Here is a 16,191-nt window from a genome sequence, read left to right on the forward strand (position 1 = left end):
GCGTGGTTCGACAAGCTCACCATGAGGGCGATTGGGCTTGGCAGGGAGCCTGGCTCCGAGACGTGGCAGATGGGCGTTGCAACCATAGATCTCCCCTCATGGTGAGCTTGTCGAACCACGCACAACGCTGTTGCCGCACGATCAAACGCGATCGAGGCCGCAACGTTGTGGCGGAAGGACCTGGATCATTGGATCGGCGGTTGCTGTCCAGCGAAAATCGATACCGATTTCGCCGGTGATGGGTTAAGGCGGACCCATGTCCCCGCTTGTCGAAACAGTTTCCTTCGTTTTTGGTCTTGTCGCTTTCGGTTACGCCGCCGGCTGGAGCGGGTTGCTGAAACCGCAGATCGGCGACGCGCTGACCGACTTCGCCGTCTCCATCGCCGTGCCGCTCCTGCTTTTCCGCACCATGGCCAGCGCCGGCTTCGACGGCAGCATTCCCTGGCAATTGTGGATCGCCTATTTCACCGCCGTCGCCATCGCCTGGATCGCCGGACAGTTGACGATCACGCGCCTTTTCGGCCGCGACGCGCGCGCCGGCGTTGTTGCCGGCTTGTCCACCAGTTTCTCCAACCTGGTGCTGCTCGGCATTCCGTTCATGCTCGGCGTCTACGGTCAAAGCGGCTTCGAGGTGCTGTCGCTGATCGTCTCGATCCATTTGCCGATCATGATGGGCGTGTCGATCCTGCTGTTCGCCCTGCTCGGGCGCAGCGGCGGCGGGGGGCTTGCCGGCCTGGCGCGCGAATTCCTGACGAACCTGTTTTCCAACCCGCTGATCATCGGCATCATCGCGGGTCTCGCCTGGCGCATTTCCGGCCTCGAAATGCCGGCGCTCGGCACCCGGTTCGTCGATGCGCTGGCCAATGTGGCGGGTCCGACGGCATTGTTCGCCATGGGGCTCGGGCTGCGCAAATTCGGCATCTCCGGCGATATTCGCCCGGCCATCGTCATTGCCGGGCTGAAACTTTTCCTCATGCCGGCCGTTGCCCTGGCGATGGCGAAAATCCTTGGCCTGCCGCTGCTCAGCGCCCAGGTGGCCGTGGCGGCGGCGTCCATGCCGTCCGGGGTCAATCCCTATCTGATCGCCAACCGCTTCGGCACCGGACAGGCGCTTGCCAGCAATTCGATGACGATCGGCACGCTGTTTGCCGTCGCCACCACGGCCTTCTGGCTGTCGGCCGTCCATTGGGCCTATCCGTAAAGCAACCCACTCCCTAATCTGCCGATCCGACAGTGCAGGGGCGTGCAGAAATTCCGCACCGATACGAGGAGAAACCGATGCTTCAGAAAACCAGCCACTTCATGCGCCAGGCGAATTTCATCGACGGCGCCTGGGTCGGCGCCGATTCAGGCAAGTCCATCGACGTCGTCAATCCGGCGACGGGCTTGACGATCGGCACCGTGCCGCGCTGCGGCCGGGCGGAGACCCGGCGCGCCATCGAGGCTGCGGAACGGGCCTTTCGGTCGTGGAAGAAGACGTCGGCCGACCACCGCGCCAAACTGCTGCGCAAGCTGCATGACGCGATCATGGACAATCAGGACGCGCTGGCCGAACTGCTGACGCTGGAACAGGGCAAATCCTTCGCCGAGGCCAAGGGCGAGGTGGGCATGTCGGCCGCCTATGTGCTGTGGTACGCCGAGGAGGGCAGGCGGGTCTATGGCGATGTCGTGCCGTCGCCCTGGGCCGACCGCCGCATCCTGGTGACCAAGGAGCCGGTCGGCGTCATCGGCGCCGTGACGCCCTGGAATTTTCCCTCCTCCATGCTCGCCCGCAAGCTCGGGCCGGCGCTGGCCACCGGCTGCACGGCGGTCGCCAAACCCGCTTCGCAAACACCCTTCTCCGGTCTTGCCTGGGGTGTCCTGTGCGAAGAAGTCGGCTTTCCCAGGGGCGTGGTGAACATCGTCACCGGTTCGGCCGGCGAAATCGGCGATGAGCTGTGCGAAAACCCGCTGGTGCGCAAGCTGACCTTCACCGGCTCGACCGAGATCGGCAAGATGCTGATCCAGAAGACCGCCGGCACGGTCAAGAAGGTTTCGATGGAGCTCGGCGGCAATGCGCCGTTCCTGGTCTTCGACGATGCCGATCTCGACCGCGCGGTGGAAGGCGCCATGGCCGCCAAGTACCGCAATTCCGGCCAGACCTGCGTTTGCACCAACCGCTTCTTCGTCCAGGCAGGCATTTATGACCGTTTCGTCGAAAGGCTGGCCGCCGAGGCCGACAAGCTCCGCGTCGGCCCCGGCATGGACGAGGGCACCCAGCAGGGGCCCTTGATCGATGACAAGGCGGTCGAGAAGGTCGAGGAACTGATCGGCGATGCCAGGGAGAAGGGCGGCAAGGTGGTGGCGGGCGGCGCGCGCCACGCGCTCGGTGGCTCCTTCTTCCAGCCGACGGTCATCTCCGGCGCCACGCCCGCCATGCGCTTCATGCAGGAGGAGATTTTCGGCCCCGTCGCGCCGGTCTTTCGCTTCGAAACCGAGGAGGAGGCGATCAGCCTTGCCAACGACACGGTGTTCGGCCTCGCCTGCTATTTCTACACCGGCGATCTCGGCCGCGCTTTCCGCGTCATGGAAGGGCTGAAATATGGCCTGGTCGGCGTCAACGAAGGCATCATCACCACGGTCGAGGCACCCTTCGGCGGCCTGAAGGAATCGGGCATCGGCAAGGAAGGCGGGCACCAGGGCATCGAGGACTATCTCGACACGAAATATGTCTGCATCGGCGGGCTTGGGCTTTAGCGTTACAGTTGCGATTTACCGCGGCGTCCCTTCGCGCCATCTGGATCGCAACTGTAGAATTAGGCGCCGAACCCATCGCTCGTGCTGGATTTATGTGGCCTGTCTGCATTGCGCCAGGTTAGATACCGCCTGCGTGAATCGGAGGTCGCAATGCCAGCGCAATCGGAAACCGGGAACAGCCGCCTCGTCAAAAGCCTCCTGGGCGTTGTCGTCGCGGCGATCGCCGTCTATGCCGGCTGGAACCTGCTTGCGCCGCCGCCGCCGCAAGTCGATGTCGCCTACAACACGGTCAGCGCCGACGGACTGTACCAGCTGATGTTCGAAACCGATGTCGAGCCGATCCCGGTCGGCCAGACCCATTCATGGGTGCTGACGCTGACGACGCCCGACGGCGCGCCCGTGACCGATGCGACGATCCGCGTCGACGGCGGCATGCCGGCGCATGGCCATGGGCTGCCGACCGCGCCGCAGGTTTCAACGAATCCGGGCGAGGGGCGCTACCGCATCGAGGGCATGCGCTTCAACATGGGCGGTCATTGGGAGATCCGCATCGCCATCAGCGCGCCGCCCGGCGACGACGCGGCAGTTTTCAATATCGAGCTGTAGCCGTGCGGGCGCGCGGCAGGGCGGGCATGCTTGCGCTTCTGGCCGGCCTGCTGTTGCCCGCCTGCGCGCCGGACGATTTCAGCACCGACGAAAAGAAGATCATACGGTCCCTGTCGCTGGCCGAACTGGCGCCTTTGCCAGCAGATCCGAGCAACCGCCATGCCGATGACCCGCCGGCCGCGGCGTTTGGCGCCAGCCTGTTCTTCGACCGGCGATTGAGCGGCGATGGCCAGGTCTCCTGCGCCACCTGTCACAAGATCGACCGCCAGTTCCAGGATGATCTGCCGCGTGGCGTCGGGGTCGCGCAGACCGATCGCCGCACCATGCCGCTGGCGGGCGTGGCCTGGAGCCTGTTCCTGTTCTGGGACGGGCGGCGCGACAGTCTCTGGGCCCAGGCGCTGACACCGCTCGAGGACCCGCGCGAACATGCGGGGAACCGCACGGCCTTCGCCCATCACATGGCCGCCACCTATGGGGAGCGCTATCGGCGCGTATTCGGCCCCTTGCCGCCGCTGTCGCATCTGCCGGCGGATGCCGGACCGAAAGGAACGCCGGCCGAGCGCGCCGCCTGGCGGGCGATGGCGGCTGCGGACCGCAAGGCGGTCGATGGCGTGTTTGCCAACCTCGGCAAGGCGTTGGCCGCCTTCGAGCGCTCGATCCGCCCGCCGCGGACACGCTTCGATCGTTTCGCCGAGGCGATCGGCAGGGGCGAGGAACCGAAGGGAGAGGCAGCCTTCACGGCGCTCGAACGGGAGGGGTTGAAATTGTTCATCGGCAAGGCGAATTGCCTTGAATGCCACAACGGGCCGCGCTTCACCGACGATCATTTCCACAACACCGGCGTGCCGCAGCTCGAGGATGCACCCGTTGACCGGGGCCGGGCGCGTGCTGTCGCGGAACTTCTCGCCGATCCGTTCAACTGCCTCGGCGCCTTCAGCGATGCGCCGGCGGCTGCCTGCACGGCGCTGCGTTTCATGCGGCCCGACGAGGCGTCGATGGAGCGCGCCTACAAGACGCCGTCGCTGCGCGGCGCGGCGGGCCGTCCGCCCTACATGCATGCCGGTCAGATACCCACGCTCGACGATGTGATCGATCACTACAGCCGCGCGCCGCAAGCGCCCGCCGGCACAAGCGAATTGCGCGGCGTCGTTTTCACCGAACGCGGGCGCAAGGCTCTGGTCGCCTTCTTGAAAACCCTCGACCCCGTGGATTCTAGCGATCCTTGACCGTCTCCATGGTGACGAATGTGGATGTGCGCGCCACATGCGGCAGGGCGGATATCTTCTCGCCCAGGACCTTGCGGTAGCTGGCGATGTCGCGCGTGCGCACCTTCAACAGATAGTCGAAGCCGGCCGCCGTCATGTGGCATTGCTCGATCTCCGGCACGGCGATCACCGCCTTGTTGAAGGCGGCCAGCGCCGAGGAGCGCGTGTCGGACAATTCCACCTGGACGAAGGCGATGTGGCCCTCGCCGATGCGCGCCCGGTCGATGATGGCCGAATAGCCGCGAATGTAGCCGTCCTTCTCCAGGCGGCGCAGCCGCGCCTGCACCGGCGTCTTGGACAGTCCGACACGGCGCGCCAGCTCGGCGATCGACAAGCGTCCGTCCTGGGTCAGGGCGTCGAGGATGTTGCGGTCGATGCGGTCTACACGTTCTGTGGACATGGGCGAAGACAGTCTCAAAGAGGAGAAAGCGACCTGTAGGATAGATCAATTACGCTGCCAGTTGCAATCAATCAGCACGAAATGACGATGCGGCTGTGCTATCTTCCGGTGAAGACCGGTGCCGCGCGTTCCGCGCTGCCGACCCAAATCGTTCGAGGTCCACATGCCTGAGACTGCAAACGCAGCGCTGAGAAGCGCCATCCGCGCCCATTATCTGGCCGACGAGGCGCAAGCCGTGGACAATCTGGTGCGGCTTGCCGGCCTTTCGTCCACCGACCGGCAGGCCATATCGGACAACGCCGCCGATCTTGTGCGCGCCGTGCGTGGGTCGGGCGACATGCATCTGATGGAGGCGTTTCTGTCCGAATACGGGCTGTCCACGCGAGAAGGCGTTGCGCTGATGTGCCTGGCCGAGGCGCTGCTGCGCGTGCCCGATGCCGAAACGATGGACGATCTGATCCGCGACAAGATCGCCCCGCATGACTGGTCGGCCCATTCGGGCGAATCCGCCTCGATCTTCGTCAACGCCTCCACCTGGGCGCTGATGCTGACGGGCCGCGTGCTCGACGAGGAAGGCGAGGGCGTCGAGGCGACGCTGCGTGGCCTCGTGCGGCGTCTCGGCGAGCCGGTCATCCGCAAGGCCGTGTCGAAGGCGATGCGCGAGATGGGCGAGCAGTTCGTTCTCGGCCGCACCATCGACGAGGCGATGAAGCGCGGCCAGCCGATGGTCGCCAAGGGCTATTCCTATTCCTACGACATGCTGGGCGAGGCGGCCCGCACCGAGGCCGACGCGCTGCGCTATCACAAGGCCTATGCGGACGCCATCGCCGCGCTGAAGCGGCATTCCAATCGCGATGACATCCGCGCCAATCCGGGCATCTCGGTCAAGCTGTCGGCGCTGCACCCGCGCTATGAAGAGGCGCAGAAGGAGCGCATGCTGCCGATCATGGTCGAGCGCCTGACAAGCCTGGCGCTGGATGCCCGCGACGCCCGCATGGGCCTCAACATCGACGCCGAGGAGGCGGATCGGCTCGACCTGTCGCTCGACGTGATCGAGACGGTGCTTGCCGACGAGGCTTTTGCCGGCTGGGATGGCTTCGGCGTCGTCGTTCAGGCTTACGGCCCGCGCGCGCCCTTCGTTCTCGATTGGCTGTATGATCTCGCGGAGCGGCTCGACCGGCGCATCATGGTGCGCCTGGTCAAGGGCGCCTATTGGGATACGGAGATCAAACGCGCCCAGGTGATGGGGCTGGAGGGCTTTCCGGTCTTCACCCGCAAGGTCAACACCGATGTCAGCTACATCGCCTGCGCGCGCAAGTTGATCGGCATGACCGACCGCGTCTATCCGCAATTCGCCACCCACAACGCGCATACGGCGGCGGCGATCCTCGCCATGGCGCCCGACCGCGCGGCGTTCGAGTTCCAGCGCCTGCACGGCATGGGCGAGGCGCTGCATGAGACGGTGCGCAAGCGCGAGGGCACGCGCTGCCGCATCTACGCCCCGGTCGGCGCGCATCAGGACCTGCTCGCCTATCTTGTGCGCCGGCTCCTGGAAAACGGCGCCAACTCTTCCTTCGTCCACCAGATCGTCGACACGGCGGTCAGCGCCGAGACGATCGCCACCGATCCTTTCGCCGGCGTCGAGGGGCAGCCCGCCGCCAATCCGGCGATCCAGCGCCCGCTCGAGATTTTTGGTGCCGGACGGACCAATTCCAGGGGATGGGACATCACGGATCCACTGACCCTGGCGGCGCTCGATGCGGCGCGCGCGCCCTTCGCGGCACCGCATGTCTGGCGGGCTGAGTCCATCACCCGCGCCAAGGGCAAGGGCGACATGCGCCCTGTCGTCAATCCGGCTCAGGTTTCGGAACAGGTCGGCACGGTGCGCGACGCGACACGGCAGCAGGCCGGCGAGGCGGTCGGCCTGGCGCTCGAGGCGCAGCCCGCATGGGCGGCGCGGCCGGTCACCGAGCGCGCCGCGATCCTGCGCCGCATTGCCGACCTCTACGAGGCGCACGCCGCCGAGTTCTTCGCGCTGGCCACGCGCGAGGCCGGCAAGACACTGGCCGACGGCATTGCCGAAGTGCGCGAAGCGGTCGATTTCCTGCGGTATTATGCAAGCGAGGCAAGGCAGGCGGAAAGGGACACCGAGGCGCGCGGCATCATCGTCTGCATTTCGCCCTGGAACTTTCCGCTCGCCATCTTCACCGGGCAGATCGCTGCGGCGCTGGTCACCGGCAATGCGGTGATCGCCAAGCCGGCCGAGCAGACCTCGCTGATCGCCGCGCGCGCCGTGGCGCTGATGCACGAGGCAGGCATTCCCATCGATGTGATCCAGCTTCTGACCGGCGACGGCCCGACGGTCGGCGGTCCGCTGACGGCTGATCCACGCATCGCCGGCGTCTGTTTCACGGGCTCGACCGAGGTGGCGCGGCTGATCGAGCGGCAACTGGCCACGCACGCCGCGCCCGATGCCATGCTGATCGCCGAGACGGGCGGGCTCAACGCGATGATCGTCGATTCGACCGCGCTGCCCGAGCAGGCGGTGCGCGACATCGTCGCCTCGGCCTTCCAGAGCGCCGGCCAGCGTTGCTCGGCATTGCGCATGCTCTACATCCAGAAGGATGTGGAGAAGCGCATGCTGGAGATGCTGGAAGGCGCCATGCGCGCGCTGACGATCGGTGACCCATGGCAGATTTCCACCGATGTCGGGCCTGTCATCGATGATGAAGCGCTGCAGGGCATTGCCGACTACAATCGGCAGATGACCGACAGGGGGCGGCTCATCGCCGCGCTCGACGCGCCGGAAGGTGGCCGCCATGTGGCGCCCACGGCTTTCAAAGTGTCGGGCATCGGCGAATTGGAGCGCGAGGTGTTCGGCCCCGTCCTGCATGTGGCGAGCTTCGATGCCGATGCCATAGACGACGTTATTTCCGCTGTTAACGCAAAGGGTTACGGGCTGACCTTCGGCCTTCACACACGCATCGATGCGCGCGCACAGCATGTCATCGACCATGTCCATGCCGGCAACATCTATGTCAATCGCAACCAGATCGGCGCTGTCGTCGGCGCGCAGCCCTTCGGCGGCGAAGGGTTATCGGGCACCGGCCCCAAGGCCGGCGGTCCGCACTATCTGCGCCGCTTCCGCCGCACTGTGTCCGATGGCGGCTCCGCCGTGGAAGGCGCGCCGCTGGCGGGCGCCGCTGTTGCCGGCCTGATGCCGAAGACCGACAGGGCATGGATCGGGCGTGCCGACCGTCTGGCCACGTTGCGCCGGCTTTTGCGCGGCAAGGCGACGGACGCCATGGCCGCAGCCGCCGGTCTCGACCAGGGGCCGATCGACCTGCCGGGACCGACGGGCGAGGCCAACACGCTGATGCTGACGCCGCGCGGCCGGGTTCTGTGTCTTGGCGCCGACGCGGACGCGCTGTTGGCCCAGGCGGTTCAGGCGCTGGCCGCCGGCAATGCGGTGCTGGCGGTCCATCCCGATGCCTCGCGCGTGCTGAAACCGCTTCTGGGCCAGGGCTTGCCCGTGGCGGCGGCCGATGGCGTTGTGGAGCCGGCAAGCCTGGCCGGCCTGCCGCTTGATCTCGTTGCCGCAAACGGCGCCGACGCATGGCTGAAAGCCTTGCGTATGGCGCTCGCCGAGCGCGCCGGCGCCATCGTGCCGCTCGTCACGGAAACGCTGTATCCGGCAGCCTACGCCCATGAACGGGCCATCTGCGTCGACACCACTGCGGCCGGCGGCAATGCCAGCCTGCTTGCCGCCGTCTGACCGTCAACGCTTGAAAGCGAGCGGCACCGTAAAGCCCCAGGACGAGCGGCCGGCATCGGCCGGTATCGATGGGAAGGGGGCGGCACGGTGCACGGTTTCGATCGCCGCCTTGTCGAGCACCGGCGAGCCGGAGCTGCGCACGACGCGCACGCCGCTCACCGCGCCGTTTTGCGCCACCGTAAAGCGCACATGCGCTTCGCCGCGCAGCCGCTCGCGCTTGGCCGCGCTCGGATAGCGCAGGGAACGGCGCAGCTTCGAGACGATCTTGCCGGGATAGTTCGACGTCCGCGCGTTGCCGCTTTGCGAAGCGCGCGCCGTCTGCCGCCCCTTCGCCGCCTCGCCGGCATTCTGCCTGCCGGACGCGCTGCCGCGTTGGGCGTCCTGCCTGTCCTGCCCGCGCGACCCCGAGGTTCGCGGCTTCTTCTGCCGGGTCTCCGCCTTGCGCGTCTCGCGTGGCTGCGGCTTGCTCTCCTGCACCGTTTTCCTGGGCGGCACGTAATCGGGCCGGGGGGTCGGAAGGGGCGCATCGGCGGCCACCACGGCAATCTCCGCTTGCTCTACCGGCTCGACCGTTTCGACGGGTGTCTCGGCTACCGCGACCTCCACCGCTTCGCTTTCGACCGGCGTCGCCGTCGGTTCGGGAGCGATCTCCGTCGCGGTTTCAGGCTCCACCGCGGCGGGTGTCTCATCGATGACCGGCGCGACCTCGTCGATCGTTTCGCCGGACGACAACTGGTCGGCGAATGCGTTGCCGGCGATGGCGATTTCGGTGGTGCCGCCGCCGGCGATCTCCACCTGCGGCGCGCGCAGCCCGATGAAGCCGGCGGCTCCGGCGTGAAGGCTGAGAGAAATGGCGATCGCCGCCGTCCATTTCAGTGTCCTGGCGTTCATGGTTCCGCCCGTTCCGTGACAATGCTGATCTTGCCGGCGCCGGCCGCCCTGAGCGCGCCGACGATGTCGACCAGCCGGGCGGCAGGCAGGTCGCGGTCGGCCGCCACCCGGATTTCCAGCGTTTGCCCGCTCTGCATGTCGGCCTCGGCATGGTGCCGCGCAACGAAGCCGGCGGCATCGACCACCGTTCCTTCCGCGCGCATCTCGCCATCCTTGGTGACGAACAACGCGCCGGGTGGCTCCGAACGCTCCGCATCGCTGGTCGAGATCAGCGCCACCGCATTGTCGAGCGGCGGCGTCAGCGTTCCCGCCACCAGGAAGAAGATCAGCATCAGGAAGACGATGTTGATCAGCGTGACCGTGCTTTCACGCGGCCGGGTTTGACGGGGGCGGGCAAGACGCAGCATGGGTTATCTCGCAATCGACAGGGTTAGCGTGGTGTCCTTGCGGATGCGCTCGACGGCGCTCACCAGGGCCTGCGACGTCAGCGCGCCGCGCACCAGAAGCACCGCCGTGTCGGCGCCGCTCTCGTCGAGACGCGCCAGTTCGGCGATGGCCTCCTCCTCGGGCAAGGACAGGCCGTTGATGCGCCAGCCTTCGGCATCATCGACGCGAACCAACACATCTGGTGTCTTGCCGCCGGCCGATGTCGCCGCCGGGCCGCCGGAAATCTCCACTTTCGCGAAGCGCGTGAAGGTCGACGACAGCATGAAGAACAGCAGCAAGAGAAAGATCACGTCGATCAGCGAGGTGAGCGACAGCGGCCGGCGCCGATGGATCGCCTGGGCGTCAATGCGCATGGCGGGCCCCATGCAACATGGCCGGCGCCGGGGATGTGGCCGCCGGCTGCTCGGCCTCGCCGGACATACTGTGCGACAGGACTGAGCTTGTCATCGTCTCGATCGCCACCCGCTCGTTTTCCAGCCGGGTTTCGAACCAGGTGAGGACCAGCGAGATGGGCATCGCCACGGCCAGGCCGCAAGCCGTGGTCAAAAGAGCGACCCAGATGCCGCCGGCCAAAAGGGATGGATCGACATTGTTGCCGGCCTGCTGCAATTGCTGAAAGGCGTCGATCATGCCGAGCACCGTGCCGAACAGGCCGAGCAGCGGTGCCACCTGGGCAATGGCGTCGAGGGCGCGAAAGCCACGCTGCAATTCATGCAGCCGGCTGAGCACGATGCGGCTCACCTCGTCCTCGACCGCGTCCTTGGTCGTGCCTGAGCCCGCCAGCCGGATGGCCGCCGCCAGCGCTTCCTCCAGCGGCGAGCGGGCATTGCCGAGGGCGGCGCGCGCTTCGCCATGGTTGCGGTGGAACCAGGCATGCAGGGCGCGCTTGGCCCGCCCGCGCCGGCCGATGCGCTCGCGCTGGAACTGCGCCAGCTTCAGGAGAATCAGCGCCACGGCGAAAACCGACAGCACCAGCAGGATCGCCACGACGGGGCCGCCGAGCTTGAGGAAGGAGCCGATTGTGGTGGCGAGGCCGTCGATCATGATGTGTATTCCTGTCGTTTCCGTTGGGTCGGCTGTTTGCCGAAGCTGCTCCGGTTGCTTGCCGAAGACGCCCGGTTATTTTCCAAAGGCAATGTCGCTGCGCGTCGTGGGCGTCAGCCTGGCGATGCAATCGCCGGTTTCGATGCGGTCGCCTTCGCAGGCGGTGGCGTCGTTGATCAGCACGCGGCCGATCTGTGCGCAGTCGGCATCGGCCAGATCGAAGCGGCGTACCTTGGTCTTTTCCGCCGGCAGATCCTGGAAATCGAGCACCATCAGGCGGTCGACCAGCCCTTGCTTGTCGAACAGGGCGATTTCATAGGCCGCCTTGTCGATGTCGTGTTCCAGCCCGTTCTGCACCACGAAGGCGATGCGGCAGCCCTTGTCGCTGGCTTCGAGGGCGTTGAGTTCGAGATTGATTGTTTTCGCCGGCGCCGTTTCCTGCGCCGGCGCGCCTAACGGCATCATCACGGCCATTCCCGCCGCCAGCGCAAGGCCGGCGGCGGGCAGGGAGGTGCGGATCGGGTTGATGGATGACATGGCGCTCAGCCTCCCAGGCGCATGGTTGCGCCGACCTTCACGGTGAGGCCGGGCTGGTTGTATTTGCCGCCGGAGATGTCGGCCATCGGCAGCATGTATTTCTCGTCGAGGAGGTTATCGACGCGGAAATCGAAGCGCAGATTCTCGGTCGCCTGATAGTTGGCGTAGAGGTTCACCAGCGTGTAGTCCTCGGCGAATGTCGACCCCTTGGGCGCCTTGTTGAACTGAACCTCCCCGCCGAGCGTCAGGCGTTTCTCCAGGAAACGCATTCCGCCGTCGAGGGTCACGCTGGCGGCGGGAATGCGCTTCAGATCGCTGCGCTTGCCGTCAAGACCGATCTCCTCTCCGTCGATGATAGAAACGCTGATGCCGCCGAAATACCGGCCGGCATCGTAATGGCTCTCCAACTCGAAGCCGTGGATTTCAGCCGATTGGATGTTCTGGTTCTGCATGCAGAAGCCCATCGGAGAGAAGGAACATGGCGTTCCAGGCGCCACATTGACGCTGGCGAACGTGATGTAGTCATCCACATCGTTGTGGAAATACGCCGCCTTGATGCGCAACCTGTCATCCGCCCTCATCAGGCCCTCCGCCCTGTAGTTCACGCCGGCTTCCCAGGTCTTGCCGGTTTCCGGCTTCAGGTCGGGATTGGGCAGGAACGGGAACGGTGCGCCGCCTGGATGGATTCCGCTGATGAAGGCTTCGGCGGTGGTCGGCGCGCGATATCCTTCCGAATAGGAGCCGTAGACCTGCAATCCCTGGAGAAACCCTTCGCTGAAGGGAGAGACGCCGACGGAGATGCGCGGCGACAGGCGGTTTCCGGTGCTTTTCTTCGTTCCTTCGAGGTCGTAGGCGTCGTAGCGCAGTCCGGCAACCACCTCGAGCCACTCATAGCGGAGCTTGTCCTGGACATAGCCGCCCCAGATGGTTCTCTTGCCGTTCGGGTTGAAGAAATTGGATCCGCCGGACGCGGTCTTTGAGGTGAAGTCGTCATAGATCCAGTCGCCGCCGACGGTCAGCTCATGCCCGATCGCGCCTGTGTCGAAATAAGATGTGTTCCAGACGTCCAGGCTCGATGTGCGCAGATCGTATTCCGTCGCGGCGCCGGCCTGAACCTCCCGCAGGTCCATCGAGTTGACGGCGCCCTTGATGTTGAGGTTGAGCCACTTCTCCTCGGCGTCGGTGATCTTGAAGGCGCCGGTGAAGGCGTTGCTCTTCAACGTGTTGTCGAGGGTGGCGGTGCTCGACCATTCATTCTTGGACCCGGTCCAGCCAAGCGTCAACTCGCTGAATTCGGTCGGCTTGATGGTGCCCTTCAGATGCCCGCTCAGAACATCGAAACTGGAATAATCGACGCGCGTGCCGCCGCCATCCTTGTAGTCGCCGAAATCCCGCCAGACGATGTTGCCCAGGATGGAGGCGTTTTCGTTGAAGCGCAGCGCGCCCGTGGCGCTCGTCGTCCAGCCGGGACCGTTCGATTCGTAGCGCCCCGTGGTGGACAGCGCATAGGTTTCGTCATCGCGCAGGAAATCCTCGGCGCCCTTCGTCTCGAAATAGACGACGCCGCCGATTGCGCCTGAGCCGAACGTGTTGGCGCTCGGGCCGCGAATGACGTCCACCTGCTTGACGAGTTCCGGATCGAGCCAGAACATGCGCGACACTTCATGTCCCGATTTGTGAAAATTCTGCCGCGCCCCGTCGACGATCACCGAAACGCGCCCGGCGTCCTGCAAGCCGCGAATGTTGACGTTGGTCACCGAAGGCCGGCCATTGGCGTAGATGCTGACGCCCGGCACGCCGAACAGGATGTCGCTCGGCGTCGCGGCCATGCGGCGGGCGAGCTGCTCGCCGCTTACCTGGCTGACCGAGGCCATCGTTTCGATTGGCGTCTTGCCGGTGCGGCTGACGACGGTGATTCGATCAAGAGTCGTATTATCATTTTGAGATTCAACGCGTTTTGGAAGCGCGTCTGCTTCCTGCGCGTTGGAAAAATCAGACAGCAGCAATGGTACCAGCGCAGTGCCGCAAAGCAGCAAAGTGTTCCTGCGCGCTATATGCCTAAACATTACAACTTTCCCCACAAAACAGAAGAGAACAGATCGACTGGCGCTGGCTTGCCGATTGTGAACCGGCTAAGAATTTTTTCTTGAGAATTCCACTCCGGTATTGCGGTGGCTATAAAATATGATAATGAAAGTCAAGAAAGCGGAATACGAAAATGCACTGTCGCGCCAGCCGATGCGAGCCGAACAAAGAGGAGGGGTTCTCCATGAAGACATATTTGTCCATCGACCCTACGGGGCAGGCCGACATGCAGCAGTGGACGGGTGCCCACGCAGGGGGCGCGCCCGACCGCACCATTTCCAGCATCGACCTGTTCGGCGGACGTCGCGAGATCGGGATAGAGCATCATGGTGCCTATTACCGTCTCAAGATCACGCGCCAGGGAAAGCTGATCTTGAACAAGTAGGACAGGGATGAGGAATGAACATTCAAGCAATACGCGCGCCTGAGGGGATCAGGCGCGCCAGGAGCGAGAACCCGAAGATGCGCGAGCGCGACCTGGCCGCGCAGATCGGCATTTCCGAGGCCGAACTGCTGGCCGCCCATGTCGGCCACGGCGTCACGCGCATCGAGCCGCGCGTCGCCGATCTTCTGCCGTCCCTGGAAGCGGTCGGTGTGGTCATGGCCCTGACACGCAATGCCAGCGCCGTGCACGAAAAGATCGGCGTCTACGAAAAATCGATGACCGGCCCCGAGCACGCCCTCGTCCTCGGCGCCGACATCGACTTGCGCATTTTCCCCTCGCGCTGGGCCTTCGGCTTTGCCGTCGAGAAGCGCGACGAGGAGACTGACGCGGTGCGCCGCAGCCTGCAGTTCTTCGATCATCTGGGCGACGCCGTCCACAAGGTGCATCTGCGCCCGCAATCGGACCTTGCCGCCTATCAGGCACTGGTCGAAGAGCTCGTTTCGCCCGATCAGAATGCGCCGATCACGGTCGGCCGGGTCAAGCCTGTGGCAGAGGAGACGGTCGACGCGTTGCCACCCGCCGAGATTCTGCGCGAACGCTGGAGCGCGATGACCGACGTGCACCAGCTTTTCAACATCCTGCGCAAGCTGAAATTGACCCGTCACCAGGCCGTTCATCTGATCGGGCAGGACTATGCCTGGCGGCTGGAGAATGACGCGCTGACGGCGATGCTCTATCAGGCGGTCCGTGACGAAGTGCCGATCATGTGCTTCGTCGGCAGCAATGGATGCATCCAGATACACACCGGCACGATCCACACGGTCAAGCCGATGGGGCCGTGGATCAACGTTCTCGATCCGACCTTCAACCTGCATCTGCGCACCGACCATGTCAGCGAATTGTGGGCCGTGCGCAAGCCGACCAAGGAGGGGCACGTCACCTCGATCGAGGCCTACGGGGCCGATGGGGAACTGATCGCCCAGTTCTTCGGCGAGCGGCACGAAGGACATGACGAACGGCCCGACTGGCGTTTGATGGTCGAACGGCTGCCGTCCTTGTCCCAGCCTCAAATGGCATGAGGAGCAGCATCGTGCCGATTCACCGTGATCGCCGGCCCATCCGCCTTGCGCGCGTCCTGTTTGCCGTCTGCGCCATCGGTTTCTTTGCCGGGGTGGCGCCGCGGTCCGCTGTTGCCCAGTCTCTCGAGCGGTTTCCCGATGCGTCGCGTCTGGTGAGCATTGGCGGGGCGATCACCGAGATCGTCTATGCATTGGGCGAGGAGGACCGGCTGATCGCCCGCGACACCACGAGCACCTATCCCGAAGCCGCCGGCGCCTTGCCCGATGTGGGATATATGCGGGCCCTGTCGCCCGAGGGTGTCCTGTCGGTCGGTCCCAGCGCCGTGCTGGCGGCCGAAGGCAGCGGGCCGCCGGCGACGATGAGTGTTCTGGAAAAGGCCACCGTGCCGCTGATCCTGGTGCCTGAAGGCTACGACCGCGAAGCCATCTTGCGCAAGATCCGCATCACGGGCGCGGCGCTGGGCGTGGCGGCGAAAGCGGAGAAGCTCGCCGGCAAGGTCGATGCGGATCTGCAGGCGGCGGAAGACGCCGCCAAGGCGATGTCGGGTGGCAAGCGCGTGCTGTTCATCCTCAGCATGCAGGGCGGGCGCATCCTGGCCGCCGGCAGCGGCACCGCGGCCGACGGCGTCGTCCGCATGGCCGGCGGCACCAATGCCATGAGCGCCTTTCCCGGATACCGCCAGGTTTCGGAAGAAGCGGTGATGATGGCGCAGCCGGACGTCATCTTGATGATGGAGCGCGGCGGCGGCACCGGCATTGCCGAGGATGAACTGTTTGCGCATCCGGCCATCGCCGGCACGCCCGCCGGCACGCCCGCCGGCAAAAGCCGGACGCTTCTGCGCATGGACGGGGCCTATCTGCTCGGCTTCGGCCCGCGCACTGCCAGTGCGGTGCGGGACCTGTCGGCAATGCTGGCAGAAACCAAAACGGCGACTGATTGA

At 65.4% G+C, this 16,191-nt stretch carries 15 protein-coding genes; 8 read left to right on the plus strand and 7 right to left on the minus strand.

What is annotated here, in order from left to right:
* The first annotated feature begins 256 nt into the window (after positions 1 to 256).
* The 4 genes from AB843_RS16435 to AB843_RS16450 all read left to right on the plus strand — a co-directional run bounded on the left by AB843_RS16435 (position 257) and on the right by AB843_RS16450 (position 4,568).
* Positions 257 to 1,201: an AEC family transporter gene (locus tag AB843_RS16435; RefSeq protein ID WP_048647950.1), complete on the plus strand. Its 945-nt coding sequence runs from the start codon at positions 257 to 259 to the stop codon at positions 1,199 to 1,201.
* Positions 1,202 to 1,278: 77 nt separating this feature from the next.
* Positions 1,279 to 2,736, plus strand: coding sequence for an NAD-dependent succinate-semialdehyde dehydrogenase (locus AB843_RS16440; protein ID WP_048647951.1), 1,458 nt, complete (start codon positions 1,279 to 1,281; stop codon positions 2,734 to 2,736).
* Between the two features lie 150 nt (positions 2,737 to 2,886).
* Complete coding sequence (locus AB843_RS16445) at positions 2,887 to 3,342, plus strand: FixH family protein (protein WP_048647952.1); 456 nt, start codon at positions 2,887 to 2,889, stop codon at positions 3,340 to 3,342.
* Between the two features lie 26 nt (positions 3,343 to 3,368).
* Positions 3,369 to 4,568, plus strand: a complete 1,200-nt coding sequence (locus AB843_RS16450; RefSeq protein ID WP_048648000.1) for a cytochrome-c peroxidase — start codon at positions 3,369 to 3,371, stop codon at positions 4,566 to 4,568.
* Here the strand turns inward: AB843_RS16450 and AB843_RS16455 are convergent.
* Positions 4,555 to 5,007 (minus strand): Lrp/AsnC family transcriptional regulator, encoded by a 453-nt coding sequence (locus AB843_RS16455; RefSeq protein ID WP_048647953.1) that lies wholly within the window; start codon positions 5,005 to 5,007, stop codon positions 4,555 to 4,557. The genes AB843_RS16450 and AB843_RS16455 overlap by 14 nt on opposite strands.
* Positions 5,008 to 5,170: 163 nt before the next feature.
* On the opposite strand from AB843_RS16455, the gene putA reads away from it, so the two are divergent.
* Entirely contained in the window at positions 5,171 to 8,782 is a 3,612-nt protein-coding gene (gene putA, locus AB843_RS16460) for a bifunctional proline dehydrogenase/L-glutamate gamma-semialdehyde dehydrogenase PutA (RefSeq protein ID WP_048647954.1), read from the plus strand.
* Between the two features lie 3 nt (positions 8,783 to 8,785).
* Here putA and AB843_RS16465 read toward each other — a convergent pair whose 3' ends face one another.
* The 6 genes from AB843_RS16465 to AB843_RS16490 all read right to left on the minus strand — a co-directional run bounded on the left by AB843_RS16465 (position 8,786) and on the right by AB843_RS16490 (position 13,767).
* Positions 8,786 to 9,673, minus strand: coding sequence for a TonB family protein (locus AB843_RS16465; RefSeq protein ID WP_048647955.1), 888 nt, complete (start codon positions 9,671 to 9,673; stop codon positions 8,786 to 8,788).
* Positions 9,670 to 10,080 carry an ExbD/TolR family protein gene (locus AB843_RS16470; protein WP_048647956.1) on the minus strand — a complete coding sequence of 137 codons (411 nt, stop codon included), beginning with the start codon at positions 10,078 to 10,080 and terminating at the stop codon, positions 9,670 to 9,672. Before AB843_RS16470 ends, AB843_RS16465 begins: the two co-directional genes overlap by 4 nt.
* 3 nt (positions 10,081 to 10,083) lie before the next feature.
* Positions 10,084 to 10,473: a biopolymer transporter ExbD gene (locus AB843_RS16475; RefSeq protein WP_048648001.1), complete on the minus strand. Its 390-nt coding sequence runs from the start codon at positions 10,471 to 10,473 to the stop codon at positions 10,084 to 10,086.
* Entirely contained in the window at positions 10,463 to 11,164 is a 702-nt protein-coding gene (locus AB843_RS16480) for a MotA/TolQ/ExbB proton channel family protein (protein ID WP_048647957.1), read from the minus strand. Before AB843_RS16480 ends, AB843_RS16475 begins: the two co-directional genes overlap by 11 nt.
* A 75-nt stretch (positions 11,165 to 11,239) precedes the next feature.
* Entirely contained in the window at positions 11,240 to 11,701 is a 462-nt protein-coding gene (locus tag AB843_RS16485) for a hypothetical protein (RefSeq protein ID WP_048647958.1), read from the minus strand.
* 5 nt (positions 11,702 to 11,706) lie between these two features.
* Positions 11,707 to 13,767 carry a TonB-dependent receptor domain-containing protein gene (locus AB843_RS16490; protein ID WP_048647959.1) on the minus strand — a complete coding sequence of 687 codons (2,061 nt, stop codon included), beginning with the start codon at positions 13,765 to 13,767 and terminating at the stop codon, positions 11,707 to 11,709.
* 245 nt (positions 13,768 to 14,012) lie between these two features.
* On the opposite strand from AB843_RS16490, the gene hemP reads away from it, so the two are divergent.
* The 3 genes from hemP to AB843_RS16505 are packed head-to-tail and all read left to right on the plus strand — an operon-like array spanning position 14,013 to position 16,191.
* A complete protein-coding gene (gene hemP / locus AB843_RS16495; RefSeq protein WP_048648002.1) occupies positions 14,013 to 14,171 on the plus strand; it encodes a hemin uptake protein HemP in 159 nt (52 codons plus the stop codon).
* A 14-nt stretch (positions 14,172 to 14,185) separates the two neighbouring features.
* Entirely contained in the window at positions 14,186 to 15,250 is a 1,065-nt protein-coding gene (locus AB843_RS16500; RefSeq protein WP_048647960.1) for a hemin-degrading factor, read from the plus strand.
* On the plus strand, positions 15,247 to 16,191 hold the full coding sequence (locus AB843_RS16505) for a heme/hemin ABC transporter substrate-binding protein (protein WP_048647961.1): 945 nt from the start codon (positions 15,247 to 15,249) through the stop codon (positions 16,189 to 16,191). The genes AB843_RS16500 and AB843_RS16505 overlap by 4 nt, the downstream gene beginning before the upstream one ends.

The organism is Nitratireductor soli, assembly GCF_001050155.1.
Taxonomy (GTDB): domain Bacteria; phylum Pseudomonadota; class Alphaproteobacteria; order Rhizobiales; family Rhizobiaceae; genus Nitratireductor; species Nitratireductor soli.

Coding starts and splice junctions, on each gene's coding strand:
- AB843_RS16435 (WP_048647950.1), top strand. CDS start 257: ATGTCCCCGCTTGTCGAAACAGTTTCCTTCGTTTTTGGTCTTGTCGCT.
- AB843_RS16440 (WP_048647951.1), top strand. CDS start 1,279: ATGCTTCAGAAAACCAGCCACTTCATGCGCCAGGCGAATTTCATCGAC.
- AB843_RS16445 (WP_048647952.1), top strand. CDS start 2,887: ATGCCAGCGCAATCGGAAACCGGGAACAGCCGCCTCGTCAAAAGCCTC.
- AB843_RS16450 (WP_048648000.1), top strand. CDS start 3,369: ATGCTTGCGCTTCTGGCCGGCCTGCTGTTGCCCGCCTGCGCGCCGGAC.
- AB843_RS16455 (WP_048647953.1), bottom strand. CDS start 5,007: ATGTCCACAGAACGTGTAGACCGCATCGACCGCAACATCCTCGACGCC.
- putA (WP_048647954.1), top strand. CDS start 5,171: ATGCCTGAGACTGCAAACGCAGCGCTGAGAAGCGCCATCCGCGCCCAT.
- AB843_RS16465 (WP_048647955.1), bottom strand. CDS start 9,673: ATGAACGCCAGGACACTGAAATGGACGGCGGCGATCGCCATTTCTCTC.
- AB843_RS16470 (WP_048647956.1), bottom strand. CDS start 10,080: ATGCTGCGTCTTGCCCGCCCCCGTCAAACCCGGCCGCGTGAAAGCACG.
- AB843_RS16475 (WP_048648001.1), bottom strand. CDS start 10,473: ATGCGCATTGACGCCCAGGCGATCCATCGGCGCCGGCCGCTGTCGCTC.
- AB843_RS16480 (WP_048647957.1), bottom strand. CDS start 11,164: ATGATCGACGGCCTCGCCACCACAATCGGCTCCTTCCTCAAGCTCGGC.
- AB843_RS16485 (WP_048647958.1), bottom strand. CDS start 11,701: ATGTCATCCATCAACCCGATCCGCACCTCCCTGCCCGCCGCCGGCCTT.
- AB843_RS16490 (WP_048647959.1), bottom strand. CDS start 13,767: ATGTTTAGGCATATAGCGCGCAGGAACACTTTGCTGCTTTGCGGCACT.
- hemP (WP_048648002.1), top strand. CDS start 14,013: ATGCAGCAGTGGACGGGTGCCCACGCAGGGGGCGCGCCCGACCGCACC.
- AB843_RS16500 (WP_048647960.1), top strand. CDS start 14,186: ATGAACATTCAAGCAATACGCGCGCCTGAGGGGATCAGGCGCGCCAGG.
- AB843_RS16505 (WP_048647961.1), top strand. CDS start 15,247: ATGAGGAGCAGCATCGTGCCGATTCACCGTGATCGCCGGCCCATCCGC.